General features: G+C 37.6%; 21 protein-coding genes. All 21 read left to right on the top strand.

Going from position 1 to position 23,513, the window contains the following annotated elements; genetic code table 11:
• Nucleotides 1-148 precede the first annotated feature (148 nt).
• The 21 genes from rpsB to pnp all read left to right on the top strand — a co-directional run bounded on the left by rpsB (nt 149) and on the right by pnp (nt 23,497).
• A complete protein-coding gene (rpsB, locus tag DET63_RS11700; protein ID WP_002088178.1) occupies nt 149-850 on the top strand; it encodes a 30S ribosomal protein S2 in 702 nt (233 codons plus the stop codon).
• Nucleotides 851-953: 103 nt separating this feature from the next.
• The gene (gene tsf / locus DET63_RS11705) at nt 954-1,841 is read left to right on the top strand and encodes a translation elongation factor Ts (protein WP_002088177.1); all 888 of its coding nucleotides are present in this window, start codon (nt 954-956) and stop codon (nt 1,839-1,841) included.
• A 66-nt stretch (nt 1,842-1,907) separates the two neighbouring features.
• Nucleotides 1,908-2,630 carry a UMP kinase gene (gene pyrH / locus DET63_RS11710; RefSeq protein ID WP_002014544.1) on the top strand — a complete coding sequence of 241 codons (723 nt, stop codon included), beginning with the start codon at nt 1,908-1,910 and terminating at the stop codon, nt 2,628-2,630.
• Between the two features lie 3 nt (nt 2,631-2,633).
• Nucleotides 2,634-3,191, top strand: coding sequence for a ribosome recycling factor (gene frr, locus DET63_RS11715; protein ID WP_000531506.1), 558 nt, complete (start codon nt 2,634-2,636; stop codon nt 3,189-3,191).
• Nucleotides 3,192-3,276: 85 nt separating this feature from the next.
• Nucleotides 3,277-4,053: an undecaprenyl pyrophosphate synthase gene (locus DET63_RS11720; protein ID WP_002014545.1), complete on the top strand. Its 777-nt coding sequence runs from the start codon at nt 3,277-3,279 to the stop codon at nt 4,051-4,053.
• Nucleotides 4,054-4,070: 17 nt separating this feature from the next.
• The gene (cdsA, locus tag DET63_RS11725) at nt 4,071-4,862 is read left to right on the top strand and encodes a phosphatidate cytidylyltransferase (protein WP_113936799.1); all 792 of its coding nucleotides are present in this window, start codon (nt 4,071-4,073) and stop codon (nt 4,860-4,862) included.
• Between the two features lie 23 nt (nt 4,863-4,885).
• Nucleotides 4,886-6,028 carry a 1-deoxy-D-xylulose-5-phosphate reductoisomerase gene (dxr, locus tag DET63_RS11730; protein WP_113936800.1) on the top strand — a complete coding sequence of 381 codons (1,143 nt, stop codon included), beginning with the start codon at nt 4,886-4,888 and terminating at the stop codon, nt 6,026-6,028.
• 17 nt (nt 6,029-6,045) lie between these two features.
• Complete coding sequence (gene rseP, locus DET63_RS11735) at nt 6,046-7,302, top strand: RIP metalloprotease RseP (protein ID WP_113936801.1); 1,257 nt, start codon at nt 6,046-6,048, stop codon at nt 7,300-7,302.
• 109 nt (nt 7,303-7,411) lie between these two features.
• Nucleotides 7,412-9,112: a proline--tRNA ligase gene (locus tag DET63_RS11740; RefSeq protein WP_113936802.1), complete on the top strand. Its 1,701-nt coding sequence runs from the start codon at nt 7,412-7,414 to the stop codon at nt 9,110-9,112.
• Between the two features lie 124 nt (nt 9,113-9,236).
• The gene (locus DET63_RS11745) at nt 9,237-13,538 is read left to right on the top strand and encodes a PolC-type DNA polymerase III (protein WP_088034484.1); all 4,302 of its coding nucleotides are present in this window, start codon (nt 9,237-9,239) and stop codon (nt 13,536-13,538) included.
• 333 nt (nt 13,539-13,871) lie between these two features.
• The gene (gene rimP, locus DET63_RS11750) at nt 13,872-14,342 is read left to right on the top strand and encodes a ribosome maturation factor RimP (protein WP_002146103.1); all 471 of its coding nucleotides are present in this window, start codon (nt 13,872-13,874) and stop codon (nt 14,340-14,342) included.
• Nucleotides 14,343-14,359: 17 nt separating this feature from the next.
• Nucleotides 14,360-15,466, top strand: a complete 1,107-nt coding sequence (gene nusA / locus DET63_RS11755) for a transcription termination factor NusA (protein WP_002014554.1) — start codon at nt 14,360-14,362, stop codon at nt 15,464-15,466.
• An 11-nt stretch (nt 15,467-15,477) separates the two neighbouring features.
• Nucleotides 15,478-15,750 carry an RNase P modulator RnpM gene (gene rnpM, locus DET63_RS11760; protein WP_002088161.1) on the top strand — a complete coding sequence of 91 codons (273 nt, stop codon included), beginning with the start codon at nt 15,478-15,480 and terminating at the stop codon, nt 15,748-15,750.
• Nucleotides 15,751-16,062 (top strand): YlxQ family RNA-binding protein, encoded by a 312-nt coding sequence (locus DET63_RS11765; RefSeq protein ID WP_001286519.1) that lies wholly within the window; start codon nt 15,751-15,753, stop codon nt 16,060-16,062.
• Nucleotides 16,063-16,066: 4 nt separating this feature from the next.
• The gene (infB, locus tag DET63_RS11770; protein WP_002014558.1) at nt 16,067-18,133 is read left to right on the top strand and encodes a translation initiation factor IF-2; all 2,067 of its coding nucleotides are present in this window, start codon (nt 16,067-16,069) and stop codon (nt 18,131-18,133) included.
• Complete coding sequence (locus tag DET63_RS11775; RefSeq protein ID WP_002088157.1) at nt 18,130-18,411, top strand: DUF503 domain-containing protein; 282 nt, start codon at nt 18,130-18,132, stop codon at nt 18,409-18,411. Before infB ends, DET63_RS11775 begins: the two co-directional genes overlap by 4 nt.
• Nucleotides 18,412-18,426: 15 nt before the next feature.
• Nucleotides 18,427-18,783, top strand: a complete 357-nt coding sequence (gene rbfA, locus DET63_RS11780; RefSeq protein WP_002146104.1) for a 30S ribosome-binding factor RbfA — start codon at nt 18,427-18,429, stop codon at nt 18,781-18,783.
• A gap of 90 nt (nt 18,784-18,873) precedes the next feature.
• The gene (truB, locus tag DET63_RS11785) at nt 18,874-19,797 is read left to right on the top strand and encodes a tRNA pseudouridine(55) synthase TruB (RefSeq protein WP_113936803.1); all 924 of its coding nucleotides are present in this window, start codon (nt 18,874-18,876) and stop codon (nt 19,795-19,797) included.
• Nucleotides 19,798-19,840: 43 nt separating this feature from the next.
• A complete protein-coding gene (gene ribF / locus DET63_RS11790; RefSeq protein WP_113936804.1) occupies nt 19,841-20,812 on the top strand; it encodes a bifunctional riboflavin kinase/FAD synthetase in 972 nt (323 codons plus the stop codon).
• Nucleotides 20,813-20,912: 100 nt separating this feature from the next.
• Nucleotides 20,913-21,182, top strand: a complete 270-nt coding sequence (gene rpsO, locus DET63_RS11795) for a 30S ribosomal protein S15 (RefSeq protein WP_001229392.1) — start codon at nt 20,913-20,915, stop codon at nt 21,180-21,182.
• A gap of 161 nt (nt 21,183-21,343) precedes the next feature.
• Nucleotides 21,344-23,497, top strand: coding sequence for a polyribonucleotide nucleotidyltransferase (pnp, locus tag DET63_RS11800; protein WP_113936805.1), 2,154 nt, complete (start codon nt 21,344-21,346; stop codon nt 23,495-23,497).
• Nucleotides 23,498-23,513: the final 16 nt, after the last annotated feature.

The following is a 23,513-nucleotide window of genomic DNA, read 5'->3' on the forward strand; positions in this document are numbered from 1 at the left end:
GTAATATTTCAGTATGATATAGTAAGCAGTGGTGTCAGTACAAAGTACACACGTTTACTGATTTAAGTGTTGGTGCTACGTTCGTAGTTTCGCTTAGAGATGAAGTAAACGGAGGATATCAAAAAAACCATTTAGGAGGAACTAAATTATGTCAGTAATTTCTATGAAACAATTGCTTGAAGCTGGTGTTCATTTCGGACATCAAACTCGTCGTTGGAACCCAAAAATGAAGCGTTACATCTTCACAGAGCGTAACGGTATCTACATCATCGACTTACAAAAAACTGTGAAAAAAGTTGAGGAAGCTTACAGAACGATGCGTGACATCGCTGCTGAAGGTGGAGACATTTTATTCGTAGGTACTAAAAAACAAGCACAAGAAGCTATTAAAGAAGAAGCAACTCGTGCTGGTATGTACTTCGTTAACCAACGTTGGTTAGGTGGAACTTTAACAAACTTCCAAACAATCCAAAAGCGTATCAAGCGTCTTAAAGATATCGAAAGAATGCAAGAAGATGGTACTTTCGAAGTACTTCCTAAGAAAGAAGTTGTTCAACTTAAAAAAGAGTTAGAGCGTCTTGAAAAATTCTTAGGCGGTATTAAAGATATGAAAGGTCTTCCAAGTGCATTATTCATAGTAGACCCTCGTAAAGAGCGTATTGCAGTTGCTGAAGCACGCAAATTACACATTCCAATCATCGGTATCGTTGATACAAACTGTGATCCGGACGAAATCGATCACGTTATTCCAGCAAACGATGATGCAATTCGTGCTGTAAAACTTCTTACATCTAAAATGGCAGACGCGATCCTTGAAACAAAACAAGGTGAAGAAACTGTTACTGCGTAACAAATTTGGAAAGGTGATAAGGGGTTCGGCCTTTTATCACCTTTTTTAAGGTATAAACACCTTTATAAAAGGTATAAATACATATTTTAGGAGGATGAAAAATATGGCAATCACTGCACAAATGGTAAAAGAACTTCGCGAAAAAACTGGCGCAGGTATGATGGACTGCAAAAAAGCTTTAACAGAAACTAACGGCGACATGGAGAAAGCAATTGACTTCTTACGTGAAAAAGGTATTGCGAAAGCTGCTAAAAAAGCAGATCGCATCGCTGCTGAAGGTTTAACTTTCATCGAAACAAACGGTAACGAAGGTTTAATCTTAGAATTAAACTCTGAGACTGATTTCGTTGCGAAAAACGAAGGTTTCCAAGCGTTAATTAAAGAATTAGCTGCTCACTTATTAGCTAACAAACCTGCTAACGTTGAAGAAGCTATGGCTCAAACAATCGAAGGCGGCAAAACAGTAGAAGAGCACATCAACGAAGCAATCGCTAAAATTGGTGAAAAACTTACACTTCGTCGTTTCGAAATCGTATCAAAAACTGATGCTGATGCATTCGGCGCTTACCTACACATGGGTGGACGTATTGGTGTATTAACAGTTCTTGAAGGTTCTACTGACGAAGCAGCTGCTAAAGATGTAGCAATGCACATCGCAGCAGTTAACCCTAAATACATCGACCGCGATGCTGTAACAGCTGAAGAAGTTGAGCATGAGCGTCAAGTATTAACACAACAAGCTTTAAACGAAGGCAAGCCTGAAAAAATCGTTGCGAAAATGGTAGAAGGCCGTCTTGGCAAATTCTTTGAAGAGATTTGCTTACTTGACCAAACATTCGTTAAGAATCCTGACATGAAAGTTCGTCAATTCGTTGAGTCTAAAGGCGGAACATTAAAAGGATTCGTTCGCTACGCTGTTGGTGAAGGTATCGAAAAACGCGAAGACAACTTTGCTGAAGAAGTAATGAACCAAGTAAAAGGTAACAACTAATACAGATTAGGGAACACATTGTGTTCCCTTTTTTAAAATAAAGATGTAAGCAATTGGAGGTTCATTATGAGTAAACCGAAATATAATCGTGTCGTTTTAAAGCTGAGCGGAGAAGCTTTAGCTGGCGAGCAAGGATTTGGAATTAACCCAGCTGTTATTAAGTCAGTTGCGGAACAAGTGAAAGAAATTGCAGAACTTGATGTAGAGGTTGCTGTTGTTGTTGGTGGCGGTAACATTTGGCGTGGGAAAATTGGAAGCGAAATGGGCATGGATCGTGCAGGAGCAGATTACATGGGCATGTTAGCAACAGTTATGAATTCATTAGCTCTTCAAGATAGCTTAGAGAATATTGGAATTCAAACTCGCGTACAAACTTCAATTGAGATGCGTCAAGTGGCAGAGCCTTACATTCGTCGTAAAGCAATTCGTCACTTAGAGAAAAAACGTGTTGTTATCTTTGCTGCAGGTACAGGTAACCCATACTTCTCTACAGATACAACAGCAGCATTACGTGCAGCTGAAATCGAAGCGGACGTTATTTTAATGGCGAAAAATAATGTGGATGGCGTATATAGTGCAGATCCATCTATTGACCCAACAGCTACGAAATACGAAACACTTACTTACTTAGATGTATTAAAAGCAGGTTTAGGTGTAATGGATTCTACAGCTTCTTCTTTATGTATGGATAATGATATTTCATTAATTGTATTCTCGGTTATGGAAAAAGGTAACATTAAACGTGCCGTTTTAGGCGAAAATATTGGAACAGTTGTAAGGGGGAAATAAATTATGGGACAACAAGTATTGAAGTCTTCAAATGAAAAAATGGAAAAAGCAGTTGCTGCTTATTCCCGTGAATTAGCAACAGTTCGCGCTGGTCGTGCAAGCTCGTCTGTATTAGATAAGGTACAAGTTGATTACTATGGTGCACCAACACCAGTTGTGCAATTAGCGAACATTACAGTTCCAGAAGCACGTTTGCTTGTAATTCAACCTTATGATAAAACTTCTATCGGTGATATTGAAAAAGCAATTTTAAAAGCAGATTTAGGCTTAAACCCTTCTAATGATGGAACTGTAATTCGTATTGCATTCCCTGCATTAACAGAAGAGCGTCGTCGCGATCTTGTAAAAGTTGTGAAAAAATATGCTGAGGAAGCAAAAGTTGCTGTTCGTAACGTACGTCGTGACAGTAATGATGACCTTAAGAAGCTTGAAAAAGCTGGCGACATTACAGAAGATGATTTAAGAGGATATACTGAAGATATCCAAAAAGAAACAGATAAATATATTGCAAAAGTTGACGAAATCGCAAAAAACAAAGAAAAAGAAATTATGGAAGTGTAATAGCGATAATTTCGCAAATATGACCCTCTTCTTAAGGGGGTCTTTTTACACTTTTAGGCATACGTCTGCTTGTTGGAGGGTATGAATGATGTTTAAAAAGTTTCCTTTTTTTAAAAGTAAAAAGGTCACATCGTTTGATCATCTCATTGAAAAAGTGAAAAAAGGATATATCCCAGAACATATTGCTATTATTATGGATGGTAATGGAAGATGGGCAAAGAGAAGAGCCATGCCTCGCATTGCTGGTCATCATGAAGGTATGCAAGTTGTGAAGAAAATCACAAAATTTGCAAGTAAGCTTGATGTGAAAGTATTAACTCTTTATGCTTTTTCGACTGAGAACTGGAAAAGACCGAAAAAAGAAGTTGATTATTTGATGAAGCTTCCAGAAGAATTTTTAGGTGCATTTTTACCAGAGTTGATTGAAGAAAACGTACAAGTCCGAGTAATAGGGCAAAAAGATCGTCTTCCTACGCATACGCGCAGAGCGATGGAAAAAGCCATGGAAGATACGAAAGAGAATACGGGATTAATTCTTAATTTCGCGTTAAACTATGGAAGTCGAGATGAAATCGTTTCTGCTGTGCAACATATGATGAAAGATAGTGAGGAAGGAAAAATTCGTTCGGAAGAAATAAGTGAAGAAAAGATTTCTTCTTACTTAATGACGAGTTCTTTACCTGATCCAGAGTTGTTAATCCGTACAAGCGGAGAGCTACGTATTAGTAATTTCATGTTATGGCAAATTGCTTATTCGGAATTTTGGTTTACAGATGTGTATTGGCCAGATTTTACCGAGGAACATTTGCTAAATGCGATTACAGACTTTCAACATAGAGGGCGCAGATTCGGAGGCGTGTAGAAAGAGAGGGTTTGGTAGTGAAACAGAGAATTATTACTGGAGTGATTGCTGCCGCGCTATTCATTCCCATCGTAATTTACGGTGGCGTGCCTTTTACAGTTTTAGTGTATGCACTTGCTTCTATAGGTTTATATGAATTAGTTCGTATGAACAAGCTTACGCTTATTTCGGTACCAACAGTTTTAGCTGCAGTATTATTGTGGATTATTTTAATTCCGAGTAGTGCATCAGAACTGTTTACGTGGATTGGGTTAGGTAAATTAGAAATCACATTTGTGATTGTTTTATTACTTTTATCATATACAGTCCTTTCTAAGAATACATTTACTTTTGACAATGCTTCATTTTTACTTATGGCAACGACATATGTTGGAATGGGATTCTTATATTTAAATGAAACGAGAATATTAGGAATCAAATATGTGTTCTGTGCACTATTTGTCATATGGGCAACTGATTCAGGTGCATATTTCATAGGAAAAGCATTTGGAAAAAGAAAATTATGGCCAGAAATTAGTCCGAATAAAACGATTGAAGGTTCATTAGGCGGTATTGTTTGTGGAATTGTTGTTGCACTTGTTTACAATATGTTCTTCCCAGTTGAAGCGAATGTAGGAGTTTTAATCGTTCTGACGATTATCATTTCTATTTTTGGACAAATTGGTGATTTAGTGCAATCTGCATTTAAACGCCATTATGGTGTAAAGGATTCAGGTACAATTTTACCTGGACATGGTGGTATTTTAGATCGAACAGATAGTTGGTTATTTGTGTTACCAATTCTATACTTCTTATTACAATACAATTAATAAATGAACGAGGGGTTGGAGTCATGAAAAACATTAGTTTACTAGGTGCAAGCGGATCAATCGGTACACAAACATTAGATGTGTTACGCTCGCACCCAGACCAATTCCGTCTCGTTGCTTTTTCTGTAGGGAAAAATGTTGATTATGCAGTAAAGGTAATTCAAGAATTTTCCCCGCAAATTGTCTCTGTGCAAAGAGAGGAAGATGTTTTAAAATTACAAGCTGTTTCTGGTAATACAAAAGTAGTATATGGTAGCGAAGGCTTATTAGAAGTAGCGCTGCACCCAGATACAGAAATTGTAGTGAATGCTGTTGTAGGTAGCGTAGGGTTGTTACCGACACTCCGCGCAATTGAGGCGAAAAAAACAATTGGAATTGCAAATAAAGAAACGTTAGTAACTGCAGGGCATCTTGTAATGGAAGCAGCACGAAAACATAATGTATCGTTACTTCCAGTAGACAGTGAACATTCAGCTATTTTTCAATGCTTGAATGGTGAAAATGAAAAAAGAATCTCTCGCTTAATTATAACTGCTTCAGGCGGAAGTTTTCGTGATAAAACGAGAGATGAATTGCATCAAGTGACCGTAGAAGATGCACTTCGTCATCCAAACTGGTCAATGGGTTCGAAAATTACAATTGATTCTGCTACAATGATGAATAAGGGGCTAGAAGTAATTGAAGCACACTGGCTTTTTGGTATCCCTTATGAGCAAATCGATGTTGTTCTACATAAAGAAAGTATTATTCATTCTATGGTTGAATTTGAAGATCGTAGTGTAATGGCACAGCTTGGCTCACCTGATATGCGAGTACCGATTCAATACGCGCTTACATATCCTGATAGATTATCTCTTTCAGACACGAAACAGTTAAATTTATGGGAAATGGGAACATTGCATTTTGAGAAAATGAATCAAGAGCGTTTCCGTTGTCTACGTTTTGCGTATGAAGCTGGAAAGACAGGTGGAAGTATGCCGGCTGTAATGAACGCGGCAAATGAAGTAGCTGTTGAAGCTTTTTTACAAAAGAGAATTAGTTTCTTAACAGTGGAAGACCTCATTGAAAAAGCAATGCACCATCACACTGTCATTGCACGTCCGAGCTTAGAGGAAATTCAGGAAATTGACGCAGCCACAAGACGGTTTGTGATGGAACAAATTTAGCAAAGGTGGTTATGGAATTGAATACAGCGATTGCCTTTATATTAATTTTCGGTGCACTCGTATTTTTCCATGAGCTAGGGCATCTATATTTCGCAAAAAGAGCAGGTATTTTGTGCCGAGAGTTTGCGATTGGTTTTGGTCCGAAAATATTCTCATTTGAAAAGAATGAAACGGTGTATACGATTCGATTACTGCCCCTTGGTGGCTATGTAAGAATGGCTGGCGAGGATGCGGACACAGTTGAGTTAAAACCTGGGAAAAAGGTTGGGCTTGTATTAAATGAAAAAGACGAAGTTGTGAAATTAATTTTTGACGGACATGAAAAATATCCAAATGTTCGTGTCATTGAAGTCGAACAAGCTGATTTAGAGCATAATCTTACAATTTTGGGTTATGAAGAGTACGAGGAAGAGCTGCAAACATTCCGAGTGAATGAAAAAGCTCGTATCATTTCTGCGGGAGAAGAAATTCAAATCGCTCCGTACAATAGACAATTCGGCTCTAAAAAATTGGGCCAACGTGCTCTAACAATCTTTGCAGGTCCTGCAATGAACTTTATTCTAGCATTTGTTATTTTTGTGATTCTTGGATTTGTACAAGGAGTTCCTGTTGACAAACCGATGGTTGGAAAAGTAATGGAGAATAGTGCTGCAGAACAAGCTGGATTAAAAGAAAACGATACAATTCAAGCAATCAATGGGAAGAACACTAGTACATGGAAAGATGTTGTAACGATTGTACGTGAAAACCCAAATAAAGAAATTACGTTACATGTAAAGCGTGATAGTGAGCAATTTAATGTGAAAGTAACACCAACGCTTGATAAAGAAGGAAAAGACGAAGTTGGTAGAATTGGTGTTTATTCTCCTGTAGAGAAAACAGTGATGGGTTCTATTAAATCAGGGTTTGAACAAACATACGAATGGACGAAACTAATTTTTGATTCTCTTGTGAAATTAGTAACGGGTCAATTTTCTATTAATGAGTTGTCAGGTCCAGTAGGAATTTATAATCTAACAGATCAAGTTGTAGATTATGGATTTACGCGTGTACTAAGTTTAGCGGCAGTTTTAAGTATTAACCTTGGTTTATTTAATTTATTACCAGTCCCAGCTTTAGACGGTGGACGTTTGTTCTTCTTCTTAATTGAAGCATTACGAGGAAAACCAATTGATCGTCAAAAAGAAGGAATGGTTCACTTTATTGGGTTTGCATTATTAATGTTGCTTATGTTAGTTGTAACATGGAATGACATCCGTAAGTTTTTCTTGTAAAATAAGAAGAAGTTTATAATGAAATAGAGCTCATAGAATAAAATCCCTCACCTAACTCGAGGTGAGGGGTTTTATTGCGTGTAAGAGTAAAATGAAGAGGTGCGAATAAATGAAACAAAGTATGGTATTCAGTCCTACATTACGTGAAGTTCCAGCAGATGCTGAAATTAAGAGTCATCAATTATTACTTCGCGCAGGGTTTATGCGTCAAAATGCTTCTGGTATTTATAGTTTTCTACCATTTGGTTTAAAAGTGTTACACAAAGTAGAACGTATTGTTCGTGAAGAAATGGAGCGCGCAGGGGCAGTAGAACTATTAATGCCAGCTATGCAAGCTTCTGAATTATGGCAAGAATCAGGCCGTTGGTATTCTTACGGATCAGAATTAATGCGTATGAAAGATCGTAATGCTCGCGAGTTTGCGCTAGGGGCAACTCATGAGGAAGTAATTACAGATCTTGTACGTGATGAAATTAAATCATACAAAAAACTACCATTAACATTATATCAAATTCAAACAAAATTCCGTGATGAGCAAAGACCACGTTTCGGTTTATTACGCGGAAGAGAATTTTTAATGAAAGATGCGTATTCTTTCCATGCAACACAAGAAAGTTTGGATGAAGTATATAGCGGTTTATACAAAGCGTATTCTAATATCTTTGCTCGTTGTGGTTTGAATTTCCGTGCAGTTATAGCTGATTCTGGAGCAATGGGTGGAAAAGATACACACGAATTTATGGTGTTATCTGATGTAGGTGAAGATACAATTGCGTATTCTAATACATCTGATTATGCGGCAAATATTGAAATGGCTCCTGTTGTTGCTACGTATACGAAGAGTGATGAAGCCGAAAAAGCACTTGAAAAAGTAGCAACTCCAGATCAAAAAGCTATTGAAGAAGTATCTGTATTCTTAAATATCGCAGCGGAAAAATGCATTAAATCTATGGTGTTTAAAGTAGATGCGAAATTAGTAGTAGTACTTGTTCGTGGCGATCATGAAGTCAATGATGTAAAAGTGAAGAATGTATACGGAGCTTCAGTCGTTGAGCTTGCTTCACATGAAGAAATAAAAGAGTTATTAAACTGTGAAGTGGGTTCTTTAGGACCGATTGGTGTTACAGGGGATATCGAAATTATCGCTGACCATGCTGTAGCATCAATTGTCAACGGATGTTCAGGAGCGAACGAAGAAGGATTCCATTATGTAAATGTAAATCCAGAACGTGACTTTAAAGTAAGTCAATATACAGATTTACGCTTCATCCAAGAAGGAGACCAATCTCCAGATGGAAATGGAACAATTCTTTTCGCACGTGGAATTGAAGTTGGTCATGTATTCAAATTAGGAACTCGTTATAGTGAAGCAATGAACGCAACGTTCCTAGATGAAAACGGAAAAACAAAACCACTTATTATGGGTTGTTACGGTATCGGTGTATCTCGTACAGTGGCAGCAATTGCAGAGCAGTTTAATGATGAGAATGGTTTAGTTTGGCCAAAATCTGTTGCACCGTTCCATGTGCATGTAATTCCAGTGAATATGAAATCTGATGCACAACGTGAAATGGGTGAAAATATCTATAACTCATTACAAGAGCAAGGATACGAAGTATTACTAGATGATCGTGCAGAACGTGCAGGTGTTAAATTTGCAGATGCAGATTTATTCGGCCTTCCAGTTCGTGTTACAGTTGGTAAAAAAGCAGATGAAGGTATTGTAGAAGTGAAAGTACGTGCTACAGGCGAGTCTGAAGAAGTGAAAGTAGAAGAACTTCAAACATATATTGCTAATATTTTAAAATAAGAAGAGGTACCTCGTAATGAGGTACCTTCTCTTTCTTTGTAAACGTATTTTGTAAAAGAAGAAGGAAGAAATCTTTCTTTGTAGTACGTTTCAATTTATAATAGCAAATGGAAGGAGAGTGCTTATGTCATTAACAAATGAACAACAAGAGCGATTTCAAATTTTGCTCCAACAGTTGCAAATACCAGAAGACCTTATAAATCAATATTTACATGGCGGTGGTATTGAAAAGCTAGTTATTGATAAAGCGAATAAAAGTTGGCATTTTGACTTACAAGTGCCACGTATTTTGCCGACAGAATTATATGAGTTGCTAGAAACAAAGCTTAAGCAATCATTTTCTCATATTGCAAGAACAACATTTGCATTAGAAGCAGAGAATAAACAATTTACAGAAGAAGAAGTGAAGGCATATTGGCCGCTTTGTACAGAACGAATTACATTTTCACCTATGTTCGCGTACTTAAAGAAGCAACTTCCGCAGGTCAATGGCGTGAAGTTGCTATTAAATGTGAATAATGAGTTGGAATCTACTACTTTAAAGAAAAACGTTGCGAAACCAGTAGGTGATCAATACGAAGCTTTTGGATTCCCGCGTTTTCAGTTAGACACACATATAAAGCAAAATGCAGAAGAAATGCAAAAGTTTCGTGAGCAAACACAGGAAGAAGATCGTCAACGAGTTATACAGGCTATGGAAGAGATGGCTAAAAGGCAAGCTGAAGAAAGTGATGTTGTTCATGAAGGACCAGTTGTGCTTGGTTATCTTATTAAGCCAGATGAAGAGATTACGCCGCTGCGTGAAATTCAAGATGAAGAAAGAAGAAAAACCGTTCAAGGGTATGTTTTCCATGTAGAGACGAAAGAACTTCGTAGTGGACGTACATTATTAACTTTAAAGATAACTGACTATACGGACTCTATTATGATTAAGATGTTCTCACGTGATAAAGAAGATATCCCGATGCTACAATCCTTGAAAAAAGGAACTTGGGTAAAAGCGCGTGGTTCAGTTCAAAATGATACATTCGTGCGCGATTTAGTTATGATCGCAAATGATATAAATGAAATAACGGGACCTTCTCGTAAAGATAAAGCAAAAGAAGGGGAAAAAAGAGTAGAACTTCATCTTCATACTCCAATGAGTCAAATGGATGCTGTTACTTCTGTTTCTAAGCTCGTTGCCCAAGCCGGAAAATGGGGGCATGAGGCTATTGCAGTTACAGACCATGCTGTTGCACAGTCGTTCCCGGAAGCATATTCTGCTGGTAAAAAGGCTGGAGTTAAAGTTCTATATGGTGTAGAAGCAAATTTAGTTAATGATGGTGTGCCGATAGCATATAACGAAGCGCATCGTCTACTTGCAGAAGAAACATATGTTGTCTTTGACGTTGAGACAACAGGGTTATCTGCTGTATATGATACAGTCATTGAGTTAGCTGCTGTAAAGATAAAAGGTGGAGAAATTATTGATCGCTTTGAATCTTTCGCAAATCCTCATCAACCATTATCGGCGACGATTATTGAATTAACAGGCATTACAGATGATATGTTAACTGATGCACCAGAAGTGGACGAAGTGTTTAAAAAGTTTGAGGAATGGATGGGTGACCATACACTTGTTGCTCATAACGCAAGCTTCGATATGGGCTTTATTAACGTAGGTTTTAAAAAGGCTGGGATAGAAAAAACGAAAAATCCAGTTATTGATACGTTAGAACTTGCACGGTTCTTATTCCCAGAAATGAAAAATCATCGATTAAATACGATGTGTAAAAAGCTTGATATTGAATTAACGCAACATCACCGTGCGATTTATGATACAGAAGCAACGGGATATTTACTTGTGAAGATGTTAAAAGATGTGATTGAAAAGGGATTTGAATATCACGATCAACTAAACGATAGTATGGGACAAGGGGATGCGTATAAACGTGGGCGTCCAAGTCATATGACGTTACTTGCCACATCAGATGTTGGGTTGAAAAACTTATATAAACTTGTTTCATATTCTCACCTGAATTACTTTTATCGTGTACCACGTGTACCACGGTCACTATTAAAAAAATATCGCGAAGGCATTTTAGTAGGAACAGCTTGTGACAAAGGTGAAGTATTTGAAGCTATGATGCAAAAAGCGCCTGAAGAAGTAGAAGAAATTGCACAGTTTTATGATTACATTGAGGTTATGCCTCCAGAAGTGTTACGTCATTTAGTGGAACGTGAACTCGTTCGAGATGAAGGACAGTTAAAAACAATAATTTCTAACTTAGTAAAACTAGGTGAGACGTTAGATAAGCCAGTTGTTGCTACTGGGAATGTGCATTATTTAGATCCAGAGGACGCGATATATCGGAAAATTTTAGTCAGTTCGCAGGGAGGAGCTAATCCGTTAAATCGCCATTCATTACCGCCTGTACATTTCCGTACAACAAATGAAATGCTAGATTGTTTTTCATTCTTAGGTGAAGACAAAGCAAAAGAAATTGTTGTGACAAATACAAACAAGATCGCATCATTAATTGGTGATGTTCGTCCAGTAAAAGATGATTTATACACACCGAAAATTGAAGGTGCTGATGATGAAACACGTGATATGAGCTATATAATGGCAAGAAGTATCTATGGAGATGAACTACCGGAAATTGTAGAAGCTCGTTTGGAAAAAGAATTGAAAAGTATTATTGGACATGGATTCGCTGTTATTTATTTAATTTCACATAAGCTTGTGAAAAAATCGTTAGTGGACGGTTATCTAGTAGGTTCGCGTGGATCGGTAGGTTCATCATTTGTTGCAACGATGATGGAAATTACAGAAGTAAACCCATTACCACCGCACTATGTATGTCCAAAGTGTAAACAATCAGAGTTCTTTAATGACGGTTCTGTAGGTTCTGGTTTTGATTTACCAGATAAAGAATGCCCAACATGTAATGTTCCATATGTGAAAGATGGGCATGACATTCCTTTCGAAACGTTCCTTGGATTTAAAGGGGATAAGGTACCGGATATCGATTTGAATTTCTCCGGAGAATACCAACCACGCGCCCATAACTATACGAAATTACTGTTCGGTGAAGATTATGTATACCGCGCAGGAACAATTGGTACGGTTGCGGAAAAAACCGCTTATGGGTATGTGAAAGGTTATGCTAATGATCATAACTTAACAATTCGAAATGCAGAGATTGATCGCTTAGTTGCGGGATGTACAGGTGTAAAGCGTACGACCGGACAGCATCCAGGTGGTATTATCGTTGTACCAGATTACATGGATATTTTTGACTTTTCACCAATTCAGTTTCCGGCTGATTCAATAGGTGCTGAGTGGAGAACAACGCACTTTGACTTCCACTCAATTCATGATAATTTATTGAAACTTGATATATTAGGACACGATGATCCGACTGTTATTCGTATGCTTCAAGATTTAAGTGGTATTGACCCGAAAACAATCCCAACGGATGATCCAGAAGTAATGAAAATTTTCTCTGGTCCAGAGTCTTTAGGGGTAACGGAAGAACAAATTAACTGTAAAACAGGTACACTTGGTATACCAGAGTTTGGTACGAAATTCGTAAGACAAATGTTAGAAGAAACGAAACCAACGACGTTTTCAGAGCTTGTCCAAATTTCTGGACTGTCCCATGGTACAGATGTATGGTTAGGTAATGCGAATGAATTAATTTATAACGGTACGTGTACACTGAGTGAAGTTATCGGTTGTCGTGATGACATCATGGTATATTTAATTTATCAAGGCTTGGATCCATCATTAGCCTTCAAAATCATGGAGTCGGTGCGTAAAGGTAAAGGTGTACCAGAAGAATGGGAAGAGGAAATGAGAAATAACAATGTACCAGGTTGGTATATTGATTCATGTAAGAAGATTAAGTACATGTTCCCTAAAGCCCATGCGGCTGCTTACGTACTTATGGCTGTACGTATTGCATACTTTAAAGTACATTTCGCACTTTTATTCTATGCGGCATATTTTACAGTTCGTGCAGATGACTTTGATGTAGAGGCGATGGCGAAAGGTTCAGCATCCATACGTGTAAAAATTGACGAAATTGCACAAAAAGGATTGGATGCAGCACCGAAAGAGAAGAGTTTATTAACGGTACTAGAAATGACGCTTGAAATGTGTGAGCGTGGTTATTCATTCCAAAAGGTTGATTTATACCGCTCGCATGCAACCGAATTTATAATTGATGGGGATACTTTAATTCCTCCATTTAATGCAGTTCCTGGTCTTGGTACAAACGCAGCTTTCAGTATTGTTGAAGCTCGTAAAAATGGTGATTTCTTATCAAAAGAAGACTTACAGCAGCGCAGTAAGGTTTCTAAAACGATTATTGAGTATTTAGATGGTCAAGGTTGTCTAGGAGATTTACCGGATCAAAACCAATTGTCACTGTTCTAATAGGTAGGAAAAATCTTTGCAAATCAACATTTGCTATGGTATACTATAAACCGAGATAACCATGTCATGTATATTTTGTGAAAAAGAGAGTGGGGAAACCCACTCTTTCGTGTTACTATCTACATTTTGCTTATGTAGATAGTAATGATATTTCTGTCGTATATACATATTTTGTTACAAGTTTTACTTCTTAAATTTGGTAATACTAAGACAGATATTCCCTGCTTAACGGCAGGGGCTTTTGTTAGCTAACGAGAAAGAATAAGATAGACCGTCTTTATGAACGGGATCTTTTCTTGTAAATGGTACATGGCGGCAGGAAGGAGGCTGTTTATGGATAAGAAAGTCACAGAAATTGTAGAAGCATTTGCGCAGCCAATCGTTGAAGAGTTAAATCTTGAACTTGTAGATGTAGAGTATGTGCAAGAAGGACAAGACTGGTTCTTACGCGTATTCATTGATTCTGAAAAGGGAGTCGAAATTGAAGAATGCGGTGCGGTAAGTGAACGTTTAAGCGAAGCTTTAGATAAAGAGGATCCAATTCCTCATCTTTACTTTTTGGATGTATCATCTCCTGGAGCGGAACGCCCATTAAAGAAAGAGAAAGACTTCCAGCAAGCGGTAGGAAAACAAGTGGCAATTAAAACATATAAGCCGATTGATGGTGAGAAGATGTTTGAAGGAAAGCTACTTTCCTACGACGGTACTACAATTACACTACTATTAACAATTAAAACACGTAAAAAAGAAATCCAAATTCCAATGGATAAAGTTGCAAATGCGCGACTTGCTGTTACGTTTTAGTAAGAAGGGGGATCTTCATGAGCACTGAGTTGTTAGATGCTTTGCTCGTATTAGAGTCAGAAAAAGGTATTAGCAAAGATATTATTATTGATGCGATTGAAGCAGCATTAATCTCTGCTTATAAACGCAATTTTAACCAAGCACAAAACGTTCGTGTGAGCTTTAACCCAGAAGTGGGAACAATTCAAGTTTTAGCACGTAAGGACGTTGTAGATAATGTGTTTGATCCACGTCTTGAAATCTCTGTAGAAGAGGCAAGACAAATTAATCCAAACTACCAAGATGGTGACGTACTAGAAATTGAAGTAACGCCAAAAGATTTTGGTCGTATTGCAGCACAAACTGCAAAACAAGTTGTAACACAACGAGTTCGTGAGGCGGAACGTGGTGTAATTTATTCAGAATTTAGTGATCGTGAAGAAGACATTATGGTTGGTATTGTACAGCGCCAAGATGCTCGTTTCATCTATGTAAGCTTAGGTAAAGTAGAAGCTTTATTACCTGTAAGTGAGCAAATGCCAAATGAGCAATATAAACCACATGATCGTATTCGCGTATTTATTACAAAAGTAGAAAAGACAACAAAAGGACCACAAATTTACGTATCACGTACACATCCTGGTCTTTTAAAACGTTTATTCGAAATGGAAGTTCCAGAAATTTATGATGGAACTGTAGAAATTCGCTCTGTAGCACGTGAAGCAGGCGACCGTTCTAAAATTTCTGTATATGCAGAGAATATCGATGTTGATCCAGTAGGTTCTTGTGTAGGACCGAAAGGACAACGTGTACAACGCGTTGTAGATGAACTAAAAGGTGAAAAGATTGACATCGTTCGCTGGTCGAATGACCCAGTTGAATATGTTGCAAATGCTTTAAGTCCATCACAGGTTGTTAAAGTACTTGTAGATGAAGCAGAGAAAGCAACAACTGTTGTTGTTCCAGACCACCAGCTTTCATTAGCGATTGGTAAGCGTGGACAAAATGCGCGTCTTGCAGCTAAATTAACAGGCTGGAAAATTGATATTAAAAGTGAGTCTGATGCGAAACAACTTGGTATTGTGACAGAAGAAGATAGCGTAATCGCATTCGGATTCGATTCAGCTGAAGACGAAATCGAATAGAGGTGATGAGTATGAGCAATCGAAAAGTTCCGTTACGAAAATGCATTGCGACGCAAGAGATGAAATCAAAACGAGAGCTAGTTCGCATTGTTCGTTCCAAAGAGGGCGAAGTGTCTATTGATTTATCAGGAAAAAAATCAGGACGAGGTGCATATTTATCAAAAGATAAAGAAAGCATTATTCAAGCCCAAAAGAAAAACATTTTGGAACATCATCTAAAAGCGAAAATCGACAGTTCTCTGTACGAAGAGCTTCTTGAGCTTGTTGAGAAGGAGTCGAAATAAGTGTCTGATTGGAAATCATTTTTAGGACTAGCAAACCGCGCTCGAAAAATTATTTCGGGTGAAGAACTCGTTTTAAAAGAAGTACGAAGTGGCAAAGCAAAGCTAGTATTGCTTTCTGAAGATGCGTCAGCGAACACTACAAAACGTATCATTGATAAAACCACGTACTACAACATACCAATGAGAAAAGTCGAAAATCGACAACAATTAGGGCATGCGATTGGGAGAGACGAGCGAGTCGTTGTAGCTGTTTTAGATGAAGGCTTTGCGAAAAAGCTACGTAGCATGCTCGATACAAATTACCGGGGGTGAAGGTATGAGTAAAATTCGAGTACATGAATATGCAAAAAAAAATAATATCTCAAGTAAAGATCTTATGACAAAACTAAAAGAGATGAATATCGAGGTTTCGAATCATATGACAATGTTAGAAGATGAAGTAGTAAACAAATTAGATAATCAATATAGCGCTGGAGCGGAAAAACCTTCTGTTGCAGATGAGTTTGAAGTAGAAGAGAAAGTTGTTCGCAGTAAAAAGAACAGCAATAAGAATAAGAAAAAAGGCAAAGCAAATGAAGATAAACGTCAAGATAACTTTGCTGGAAGACAACAAACACCAATAGTAGAAACACCAGATAAAATCACTTTCTCTGGAAGCCTTACAGTAGGTGACCTTGCTAAAAAGTTAAGCAAAGAGCCATCTGAAATTATTAAAAAGCTCTTCATGCTAGGAATTATGGCGACAATTAACCAAGACTTAGATAAAGATACAATTGAGTTAATTGCTACTGATTACGGTATTGAAGTAGAAGAAGAAGTAGTTGTAAGTGAAACTGAATTTGAAACATTCATCGATGAGCAAGATGATGAAGAAAACTTAAAAGAACGTCCAGCTGTTGTTACAATTATGGGACACGTTGACCATGGTAAAACAACATTGCTTGACTCTATCCGTAATTCAAAAGTAACTGCTGGCGAAGCTGGTGGAATTACTCAGCATATCGGTGCATACCAAGTTGATGTAAATGATAAGAAAATTACGTTCTTAGATACACCAGGTCACGCGGCATTTACAACAATGCGTGCTCGTGGTGCACAAGTAACAGATATTACAATTCTTGTTGTTGCAGCTGATGACGGTGTTATGCCACAAACAGTTGAAGCGATTAGCCATGCGAAAGCAGCTGGAGTACCAATTATTGTTGCTGTGAATAAAATGGATAAACCAGCGGCAAATCCTGATCGTGTAATGCAAGAATTAACAGAATATGAATTAGTTCCAGAAGCTTGGGGCGGAGACACGATTTTCGTACCAATTTCTGCGATTCAAGGCGAGGGAATTGACAACTTACTAGAAATGATCCTTCTTGTGAGTGAAGTAGAAGAATATAAAGCAAATCCAAATCGCTATGCAGCTGGTACTGTAATTGAAGCACAGCTTGATAAAGGTAAAGGAACTATCGCGACATTACTTGTTCAAAACGGTACACTTCGAGTTGGAGATCCAATTGTTGTTGGAACATCATTCGGTCGTGTTCGTGCAATGGTAAGTGATATTGGTCGTCGTGTAAAAGTTGCTGGTCCGTCAACTCCTGTTGAAATTACAGGTTTAAATGAAGTGCCACAAGCGGGAGATCGTTTCATGGCATTCGCTGATGAGAAGAAAGCTCGTCAGATCGGTGAATCACGTGCACAAGAAGCGCTAGTTGCACAACGTGGTGAGAAATCTAAATTCAGCCTGGAAGATTTATTCCAACAAATCCAAGAGGGCGATGTAAAAGAAATTAACTTAATTGTGAAAGCAGACGTACAAGGTTCTGTAGAAGCAATGGCAGCATCACTTCGTAAAATTGATGTTGAAGGCGTAAAAGTGAAAATTATCCATACAGGCGTAGGTGCGATTACAGAATCTGATATTATTTTAGCTTCTGCATCTAATGCAATTGTAATTGGATTTAACGTACGCCCTGATGTGAATGCGAAGCGTACAGCTGAATTAGAGAAAGTTGATGTTCGTTTACACCGTATTATCTATAAAGTAATCGAAGAAATTGAATCAGCAATGCAAGGTATGCTGGATCCAGAATTCGAAGAAAAAGTAATCGGTCAAGCGGAAGTTCGTCAAACATTCAAAGTAACAAAAGTTGGAACAATCGCAGGTTGTTACGTAATAGACGGTAAAATTACACGTGATAGTGGCGTTCGTATTATCCGTGATGGCGTAGTAGTCTTCGAAGGAAAACTTGATACGTTAAAACGTTTCAAAGACGACGTAAAAGAAGTTGCACAAAACTATGAGTGTGGTATTACAATTGAGAGATATAATGATCTTAAAGAAGGGGACATCATTGAAGCATACGTTATGGAAGAAGTGAAGCGATGATTATCGCTTCACTCTCATTCGAGTGTATGATTTACGATGTGCATTCTTTAAAAGAGAAACGAGCAATTTTGCAACGTGTGTTAACTCGTGTGAAACAGCGCTATAATGTAGCTGTTTCTGAAGTTGGGCATCAAGATGTATGGCAACGTACAGAAATTGCAATTGTTTCCGTATCCTCAAATCGTGTTGTCTGTGAAAAAGAAATGAATCGTGTACTTGAGTATATCGATTCATTTCCTGAAATTGAACGTACGATAACACATTTGGAATGGTATTGAATGAGGTGAAGAGTTATGAAATTACGTGCGAACCGTGTGGGCGAGCAAATGAAAAAAGAATTAGGCGACATTATCAGTCGTAAAATTAAAGACCCACGTATTGGATTTGTTACAGTAACAGATGTACAGGTAAGTGGAGATTTACAAATTGCTAAAGTATATATTTCTGTTTTAGGTGACGAAGAACAGAAAGAAAATACATTAAAAGGTTTAGCGAAGGCAAAAGGCTTTATTCGTTCAGAAATTGGCCAACGTATTCGTCTTCGTAAAACACCGGAAATTTCCTTCGAGTTTGATGAGTCTATTGGATATGGTCATCGAATTGATACACTTTTACATCAAATTAATAAAGACGGTAAACGTGAAGAATAATGGATAGACATTTGTCTATCCATTTTTTCAATGTGAAATAAGTTTTGCATAATTGCAATTACTATAAAAGAATAACGATGAGGTGAGTATATGGAAGGTGTAGTATTATTACATAAGCCAAAGGGAATGACATCACATGATTGTGTGTTCAAATTAAGAAAGATATTGCGTGAGAAACGAATTGGTCATACAGGGACACTGGATCCAGATGTAACAGGAGTATTACCTATTTGCGTTGGGCGTGCAACAAAAATTGCGCAATTTTTAACAAGTGAAACAAAAACATACGAAGGTGAAGTGACATTAGGATTTTCAACAACAACAGAAGATGCTTCTGGTGAAGTTGTGGAGAAACAAGATGTAAATCGTGTCATTATACGTAAAGAAGTAGAAGAGGTACTAGCGGAATTAACAGGGACAATTGAACAAATGCCGCCGATGTTCTCAGCTGTAAAAGTTAACGGGAAAAAACTATACGAATATGCAAGAGCAGGACAAGAAGTTGAACGTCCAGTTCGTACAATTACAATTCATGAATTTGTATTACTTGATGAACGTGAAGTTTTTGAAGGGGAAAATATTTCATTTCGTTTCCGTGTAACGTGTAGTAAAGGAACATATGTAAGAACACTAGCAGTAATGATAGGTGAAAAACTTGGATTTCCATCACATATGTCTCACCTTGTAAGAACAGCATCTGGTGAATTTTTACTAGAAGATTGCATATCATTTGAAGAAATTGAAGAAAACATGCAAAATGGAACAGTAGAGTCTATTTTCATCTCAATTGATGAGGCGCTAAGTAAGTTTCCAAAAATGGTTGTAGATGAAAAGCAAGCTGAAAAAATAAAGAACGGTATGTTCTTAAAGAATGAATTAGAAACAACAGCACCATTTATTACAGTATTTGATAAAAATGATCGTTGCTTAGCAATTTATGAGCATCACCCAAAACACCCTGGAATGCTAAAGCCAATGAAAGTACTTGTGAATAATCAAGAACTAAAGCTATAATGAATTATTGGAAGGATTATTACAGAAAAAGGTGAATTCAAGCGTGAAACTTATTCATTTAACTCATCCACATGAACAAAATAAAATAGAATTACCACCTACTGTAATGGCATTAGGATATTTTGATGGCATTCATTTAGGACATCAACGTGTGATTCGAACAGCGAAAAAAATAGCGGATGAAAGAGGATGTAAAAGTGCTGTCATGACGTTCCATCCACACCCATCTGTTGTATTAGGAAAAAAAGAAGCGCATGTGGAGTATATTACACCGATGCGCCTTAAAGAAGAAATCATCGCAAGTTTAGGAATTGATATCTTATATGTGGTGAAATTCGATGAGCCATTTGCTGGATTATTACCACAGCAGTTTGTCGATGAGTATATTATTGGTTTAAATGTAAAGCATGTAGTAGCAGGCTTTGATTATTCATATGGACGTTTAGGAAAAGGGAAGATGGAGACTTTACCATTTCATGCAAGAGGGGAGTTTACACAGACCGTGATCGAAAAAGTTGAATATCAAGAAGAAAAAGTAAGTTCTACTTCATTACGAAAGTTAATTCGAAACGGTGAAATGGAACAAATTCCATCTATTTTAGGGAGAGCTTACACGGTAGAAGGAACAGTTGTACACGGTGATAAGCGTGGACGTCAAATTGGTTTTCCAACTGCAAATGTAGGTTTAAGTGATAAATATTTGTTGCCACCTGTAGGTGTATATGCGGTAAGGTTGAAGGTTCATGATGAATGGTATGATGGTGTGTGTAATATCGGATATAAACCAACTTTCAAAGAGAATGAGCGTCAATTATCTATTGAAGTGCATCTATTTGAATTTAATAAAGACATATACGATCAAAGTGTTACAGTGGAATGGCACATGCGTATAAGAGAAGAAAAAAAGTTTAATGGAATTGATGAGTTAGTTGCGCAAATCGCTCAAGATAAAAAGGTTGCCGAAGAATATTTTGCGAGCGTAAAGAATATACTTGCTTTTTCAAATGAAAAGTAGTATTCTATGTTATGTACTTTATGACAACCATTACTTGGCATTGCGACTCACCGATGCTTGCTAGGTAACTGGGGGTTTAATTATTAGGAGGTGAAATAGGATGGCTTTAACACAAGAGCGTAAAAACGAAATCATTGCACAATTTAGAACTCATGAGACTGATACTGGTTCTCCAGAGGTTCAAATTGCTGTCCTAACGGAGCAAATTAACACTCTAAACGAGCACTTACGTACTCACAAGAAGGATCATCATTCACGTCGTGGTCTATTAAAGATGGTTGGTAAACGTCGTAACTTACTTACTTACCTTCGTAATAGCGATATCACACGTTACCGTGAATTAATCACAAAGCTTGGCTTACGTCGATAGTCAAAGAAGCGGGAATATTCCCGCTTTTTTGTTAGGTAAAAATATATCTTCTACTCTTTATAGCTTACTTAATTTTCGGCAATACTAGAGGAAAGAATATTGTGATATACTACCCATTTACATAGAAGAATTGAATATTTTAAATTGAGAGGGGTACTTAAATGAGTCAGGAAAAGCAAGTCTTCTCGATAGATTTAGCTGGTCGTCAGCTAACAATTGAAACAAGTCAGCTTGCAAAACAAGCAAACGGAGCAGTATTAGTAAGATATGGCGACACAGCAGTTCTATCTACAGCAACTGCATCAAAAGAGCCAAAAAATGTAGATTTCTTCCCGCTTACAGTAAACTATGAAGAGCGTTTATATGCAGTTGGAAAAATCCCAGGCGGTTTTATTAAGCGCGAAGGCCGTCCAAGTGAAAAAGCAATTTTAGCAAGTCGTTTAATTGACCGTCCAATCCGTCCACTTTTCGCAGATGGTTTCCGTAATGAAGTACAAGTTGTCAGCATCGTAATGAGTGTTGATCAAGACTGTTCTTCTGAGATGGCAGCTATGCTTGGTTCTTCATTAGCATTATCTATTTCAGATATTCCATTTGAAGGTCCAATCGCAGGTGCGACAGTTGGTCGTATTAATGGCGAGTTCGTTATTAATCCAACAGTAGAACAGCAAGAACAAAGTGATATGCACCTTGTTGTAGCTGGTACGAAAGATGCAATTAACATGGTTGAAGCAGGAGCGGATCAAGTACCTGAAGAAACAATGTTAGAAGCAATTATGTTTGGACACGATGAAATTAAACGTCTAATTGCATTCCAAGAAGAGATTGTACAAGCTGTCGGTAAAGAGAAAACAGCAGTGAAACTTTATGAAGTGGATGCTGATTTGAATCAAGCTGTACGTGAAATGGCTGAGACAGATATGCATTCTGCAATTCAAGTGCACGAAAAACATGCACGTGAAGATGCAATTAGCGTAGTGAAAAAGCGTGTAATTGAGCATTACGAAGCTCAGGAAGCTGATGCTGATACATTAGGACAAGTAAGTGAGATTTTATATAAAATTGTAAAAGAAGAAGTACGTCGTCTTATTACAGTTGAAAAAATCCGCCCAGATGGTCGTAAAGGTGACGAAATTCGTCCTTTAGCATCAGAGGTTGGCATTTTATCTCGTACACATGGTTCTGGTCTATTCACACGTGGACAAACGCAAGCATTAAGTATTTGTACATTAGGTGCATTAGGCGATGTGCAAATTTTAGATGGTCTAGGTGTAGAAGAGTCAAAACGCTTTATGCACCATTATAATTTCCCTTCATTTAGTGTTGGTGAAACAAGACCAATGCGTGGACCAGGTCGTCGTGAAATTGGTCACGGTGCACTAGGAGAACGTGCTCTTGAACCTGTACTTCCATCTGAAAAGGATTTCCCATATACAGTTCGTCTTGTATCTGAAGTATTAGAATCAAATGGTTCAACTTCACAAGCGAGTATTTGCGGTAGTACATTAGCGATGATGGATGCGGGTGTACCACTTAAAGCACCAGTTGCTGGTATTGCAATGGGTCTAGTGAAATCTGGTGAGCATTACACAATTTTAACAGATATTCAAGGAATGGAAGACCATTTAGGTGATATGGACTTTAAAGTAGCAGGTACTGCAAAAGGTGTAACTGCACTACAAATGGACATTAAAATCGATGGTTTATCTCGTGAGATTTTAGAAGAAGCATTACAACAAGCGAAAGTTGGTCGTATGCACATTTTAAATCACATGTTATCTGTTATCGCGGAACCTCGCATTGAGTTATCTGCGTATGCTCCGAAGATTATTACAATGGCAATTAACCCAGATAAAATTCGTGATGTTATTGGACCAAGTGGTAAACAGATCAATAAAATCATTGAAGAAACTGGCGTTAAAATTGACATCGAGCAAGATGGCACAGTATTCATTTCATCAATTAATCAAGAGATGAATGAAAAAGCGAAGAAAATTATCGAAGATATCGTTCGCGAAGTACAAGTAGGCGAAATCTACTTAGGAAAAGTTAAACGCGTTGAAAAATTCGGTGCGTTCGTTGAATTATTTAGCGGTAAAGATGGACTTGTTCACATTTCTGAACTTGCACTTGAGCGTGTAGGTAAGGTAGAAGACGTTGTGAAAATCGGTGATGAGATTTCAGTTAAAGTTATCGAGATTGACAAACAAGGTCGTGTAAACTTATCTAGAAAAGTATTGCTAAAAGAAGAGCAAGAAAAAGAAGCAGCTAAAGAAGAAGCAGCTAAAGAAGAAAACGCACAAGAGCAACAATAAGTGAAAGCCAGTTTAG

Source organism: Bacillus sp. DB-2 (assembly GCF_003315125.1).
GTDB lineage: Bacteria > Bacillota > Bacilli > Bacillales > Bacillaceae_G > Bacillus_A > Bacillus_A mycoides.

What these genes read in the sequence shown, in the direction of transcription:
- rpsB (WP_002088178.1), top strand. Translation starts at nt 149, where the DNA reads ATGTCAGTAATTTCTATGAAACAATTGCTTGAAGCTGGTGTTCATTTC.
- tsf (WP_002088177.1), top strand. Translation starts at nt 954, where the DNA reads ATGGCAATCACTGCACAAATGGTAAAAGAACTTCGCGAAAAAACTGGC.
- pyrH (WP_002014544.1), top strand. Translation starts at nt 1,908, where the DNA reads ATGAGTAAACCGAAATATAATCGTGTCGTTTTAAAGCTGAGCGGAGAA.
- frr (WP_000531506.1), top strand. Translation starts at nt 2,634, where the DNA reads ATGGGACAACAAGTATTGAAGTCTTCAAATGAAAAAATGGAAAAAGCA.
- DET63_RS11720 (WP_002014545.1), top strand. Translation starts at nt 3,277, where the DNA reads ATGATGTTTAAAAAGTTTCCTTTTTTTAAAAGTAAAAAGGTCACATCG.
- dxr (WP_113936800.1), top strand. Translation starts at nt 4,886, where the DNA reads ATGAAAAACATTAGTTTACTAGGTGCAAGCGGATCAATCGGTACACAA.
- DET63_RS11740 (WP_113936802.1), top strand. Translation starts at nt 7,412, where the DNA reads ATGAAACAAAGTATGGTATTCAGTCCTACATTACGTGAAGTTCCAGCA.
- DET63_RS11745 (WP_088034484.1), top strand. Translation starts at nt 9,237, where the DNA reads ATGTCATTAACAAATGAACAACAAGAGCGATTTCAAATTTTGCTCCAA.
- rimP (WP_002146103.1), top strand. Translation starts at nt 13,872, where the DNA reads ATGGATAAGAAAGTCACAGAAATTGTAGAAGCATTTGCGCAGCCAATC.
- nusA (WP_002014554.1), top strand. Translation starts at nt 14,360, where the DNA reads ATGAGCACTGAGTTGTTAGATGCTTTGCTCGTATTAGAGTCAGAAAAA.
- rnpM (WP_002088161.1), top strand. Translation starts at nt 15,478, where the DNA reads ATGAGCAATCGAAAAGTTCCGTTACGAAAATGCATTGCGACGCAAGAG.
- infB (WP_002014558.1), top strand. Translation starts at nt 16,067, where the DNA reads ATGAGTAAAATTCGAGTACATGAATATGCAAAAAAAAATAATATCTCA.
- DET63_RS11775 (WP_002088157.1), top strand. Translation starts at nt 18,130, where the DNA reads ATGATTATCGCTTCACTCTCATTCGAGTGTATGATTTACGATGTGCAT.
- rbfA (WP_002146104.1), top strand. Translation starts at nt 18,427, where the DNA reads ATGAAATTACGTGCGAACCGTGTGGGCGAGCAAATGAAAAAAGAATTA.
- truB (WP_113936803.1), top strand. Translation starts at nt 18,874, where the DNA reads ATGGAAGGTGTAGTATTATTACATAAGCCAAAGGGAATGACATCACAT.
- rpsO (WP_001229392.1), top strand. Translation starts at nt 20,913, where the DNA reads ATGGCTTTAACACAAGAGCGTAAAAACGAAATCATTGCACAATTTAGA.
- pnp (WP_113936805.1), top strand. Translation starts at nt 21,344, where the DNA reads ATGAGTCAGGAAAAGCAAGTCTTCTCGATAGATTTAGCTGGTCGTCAG.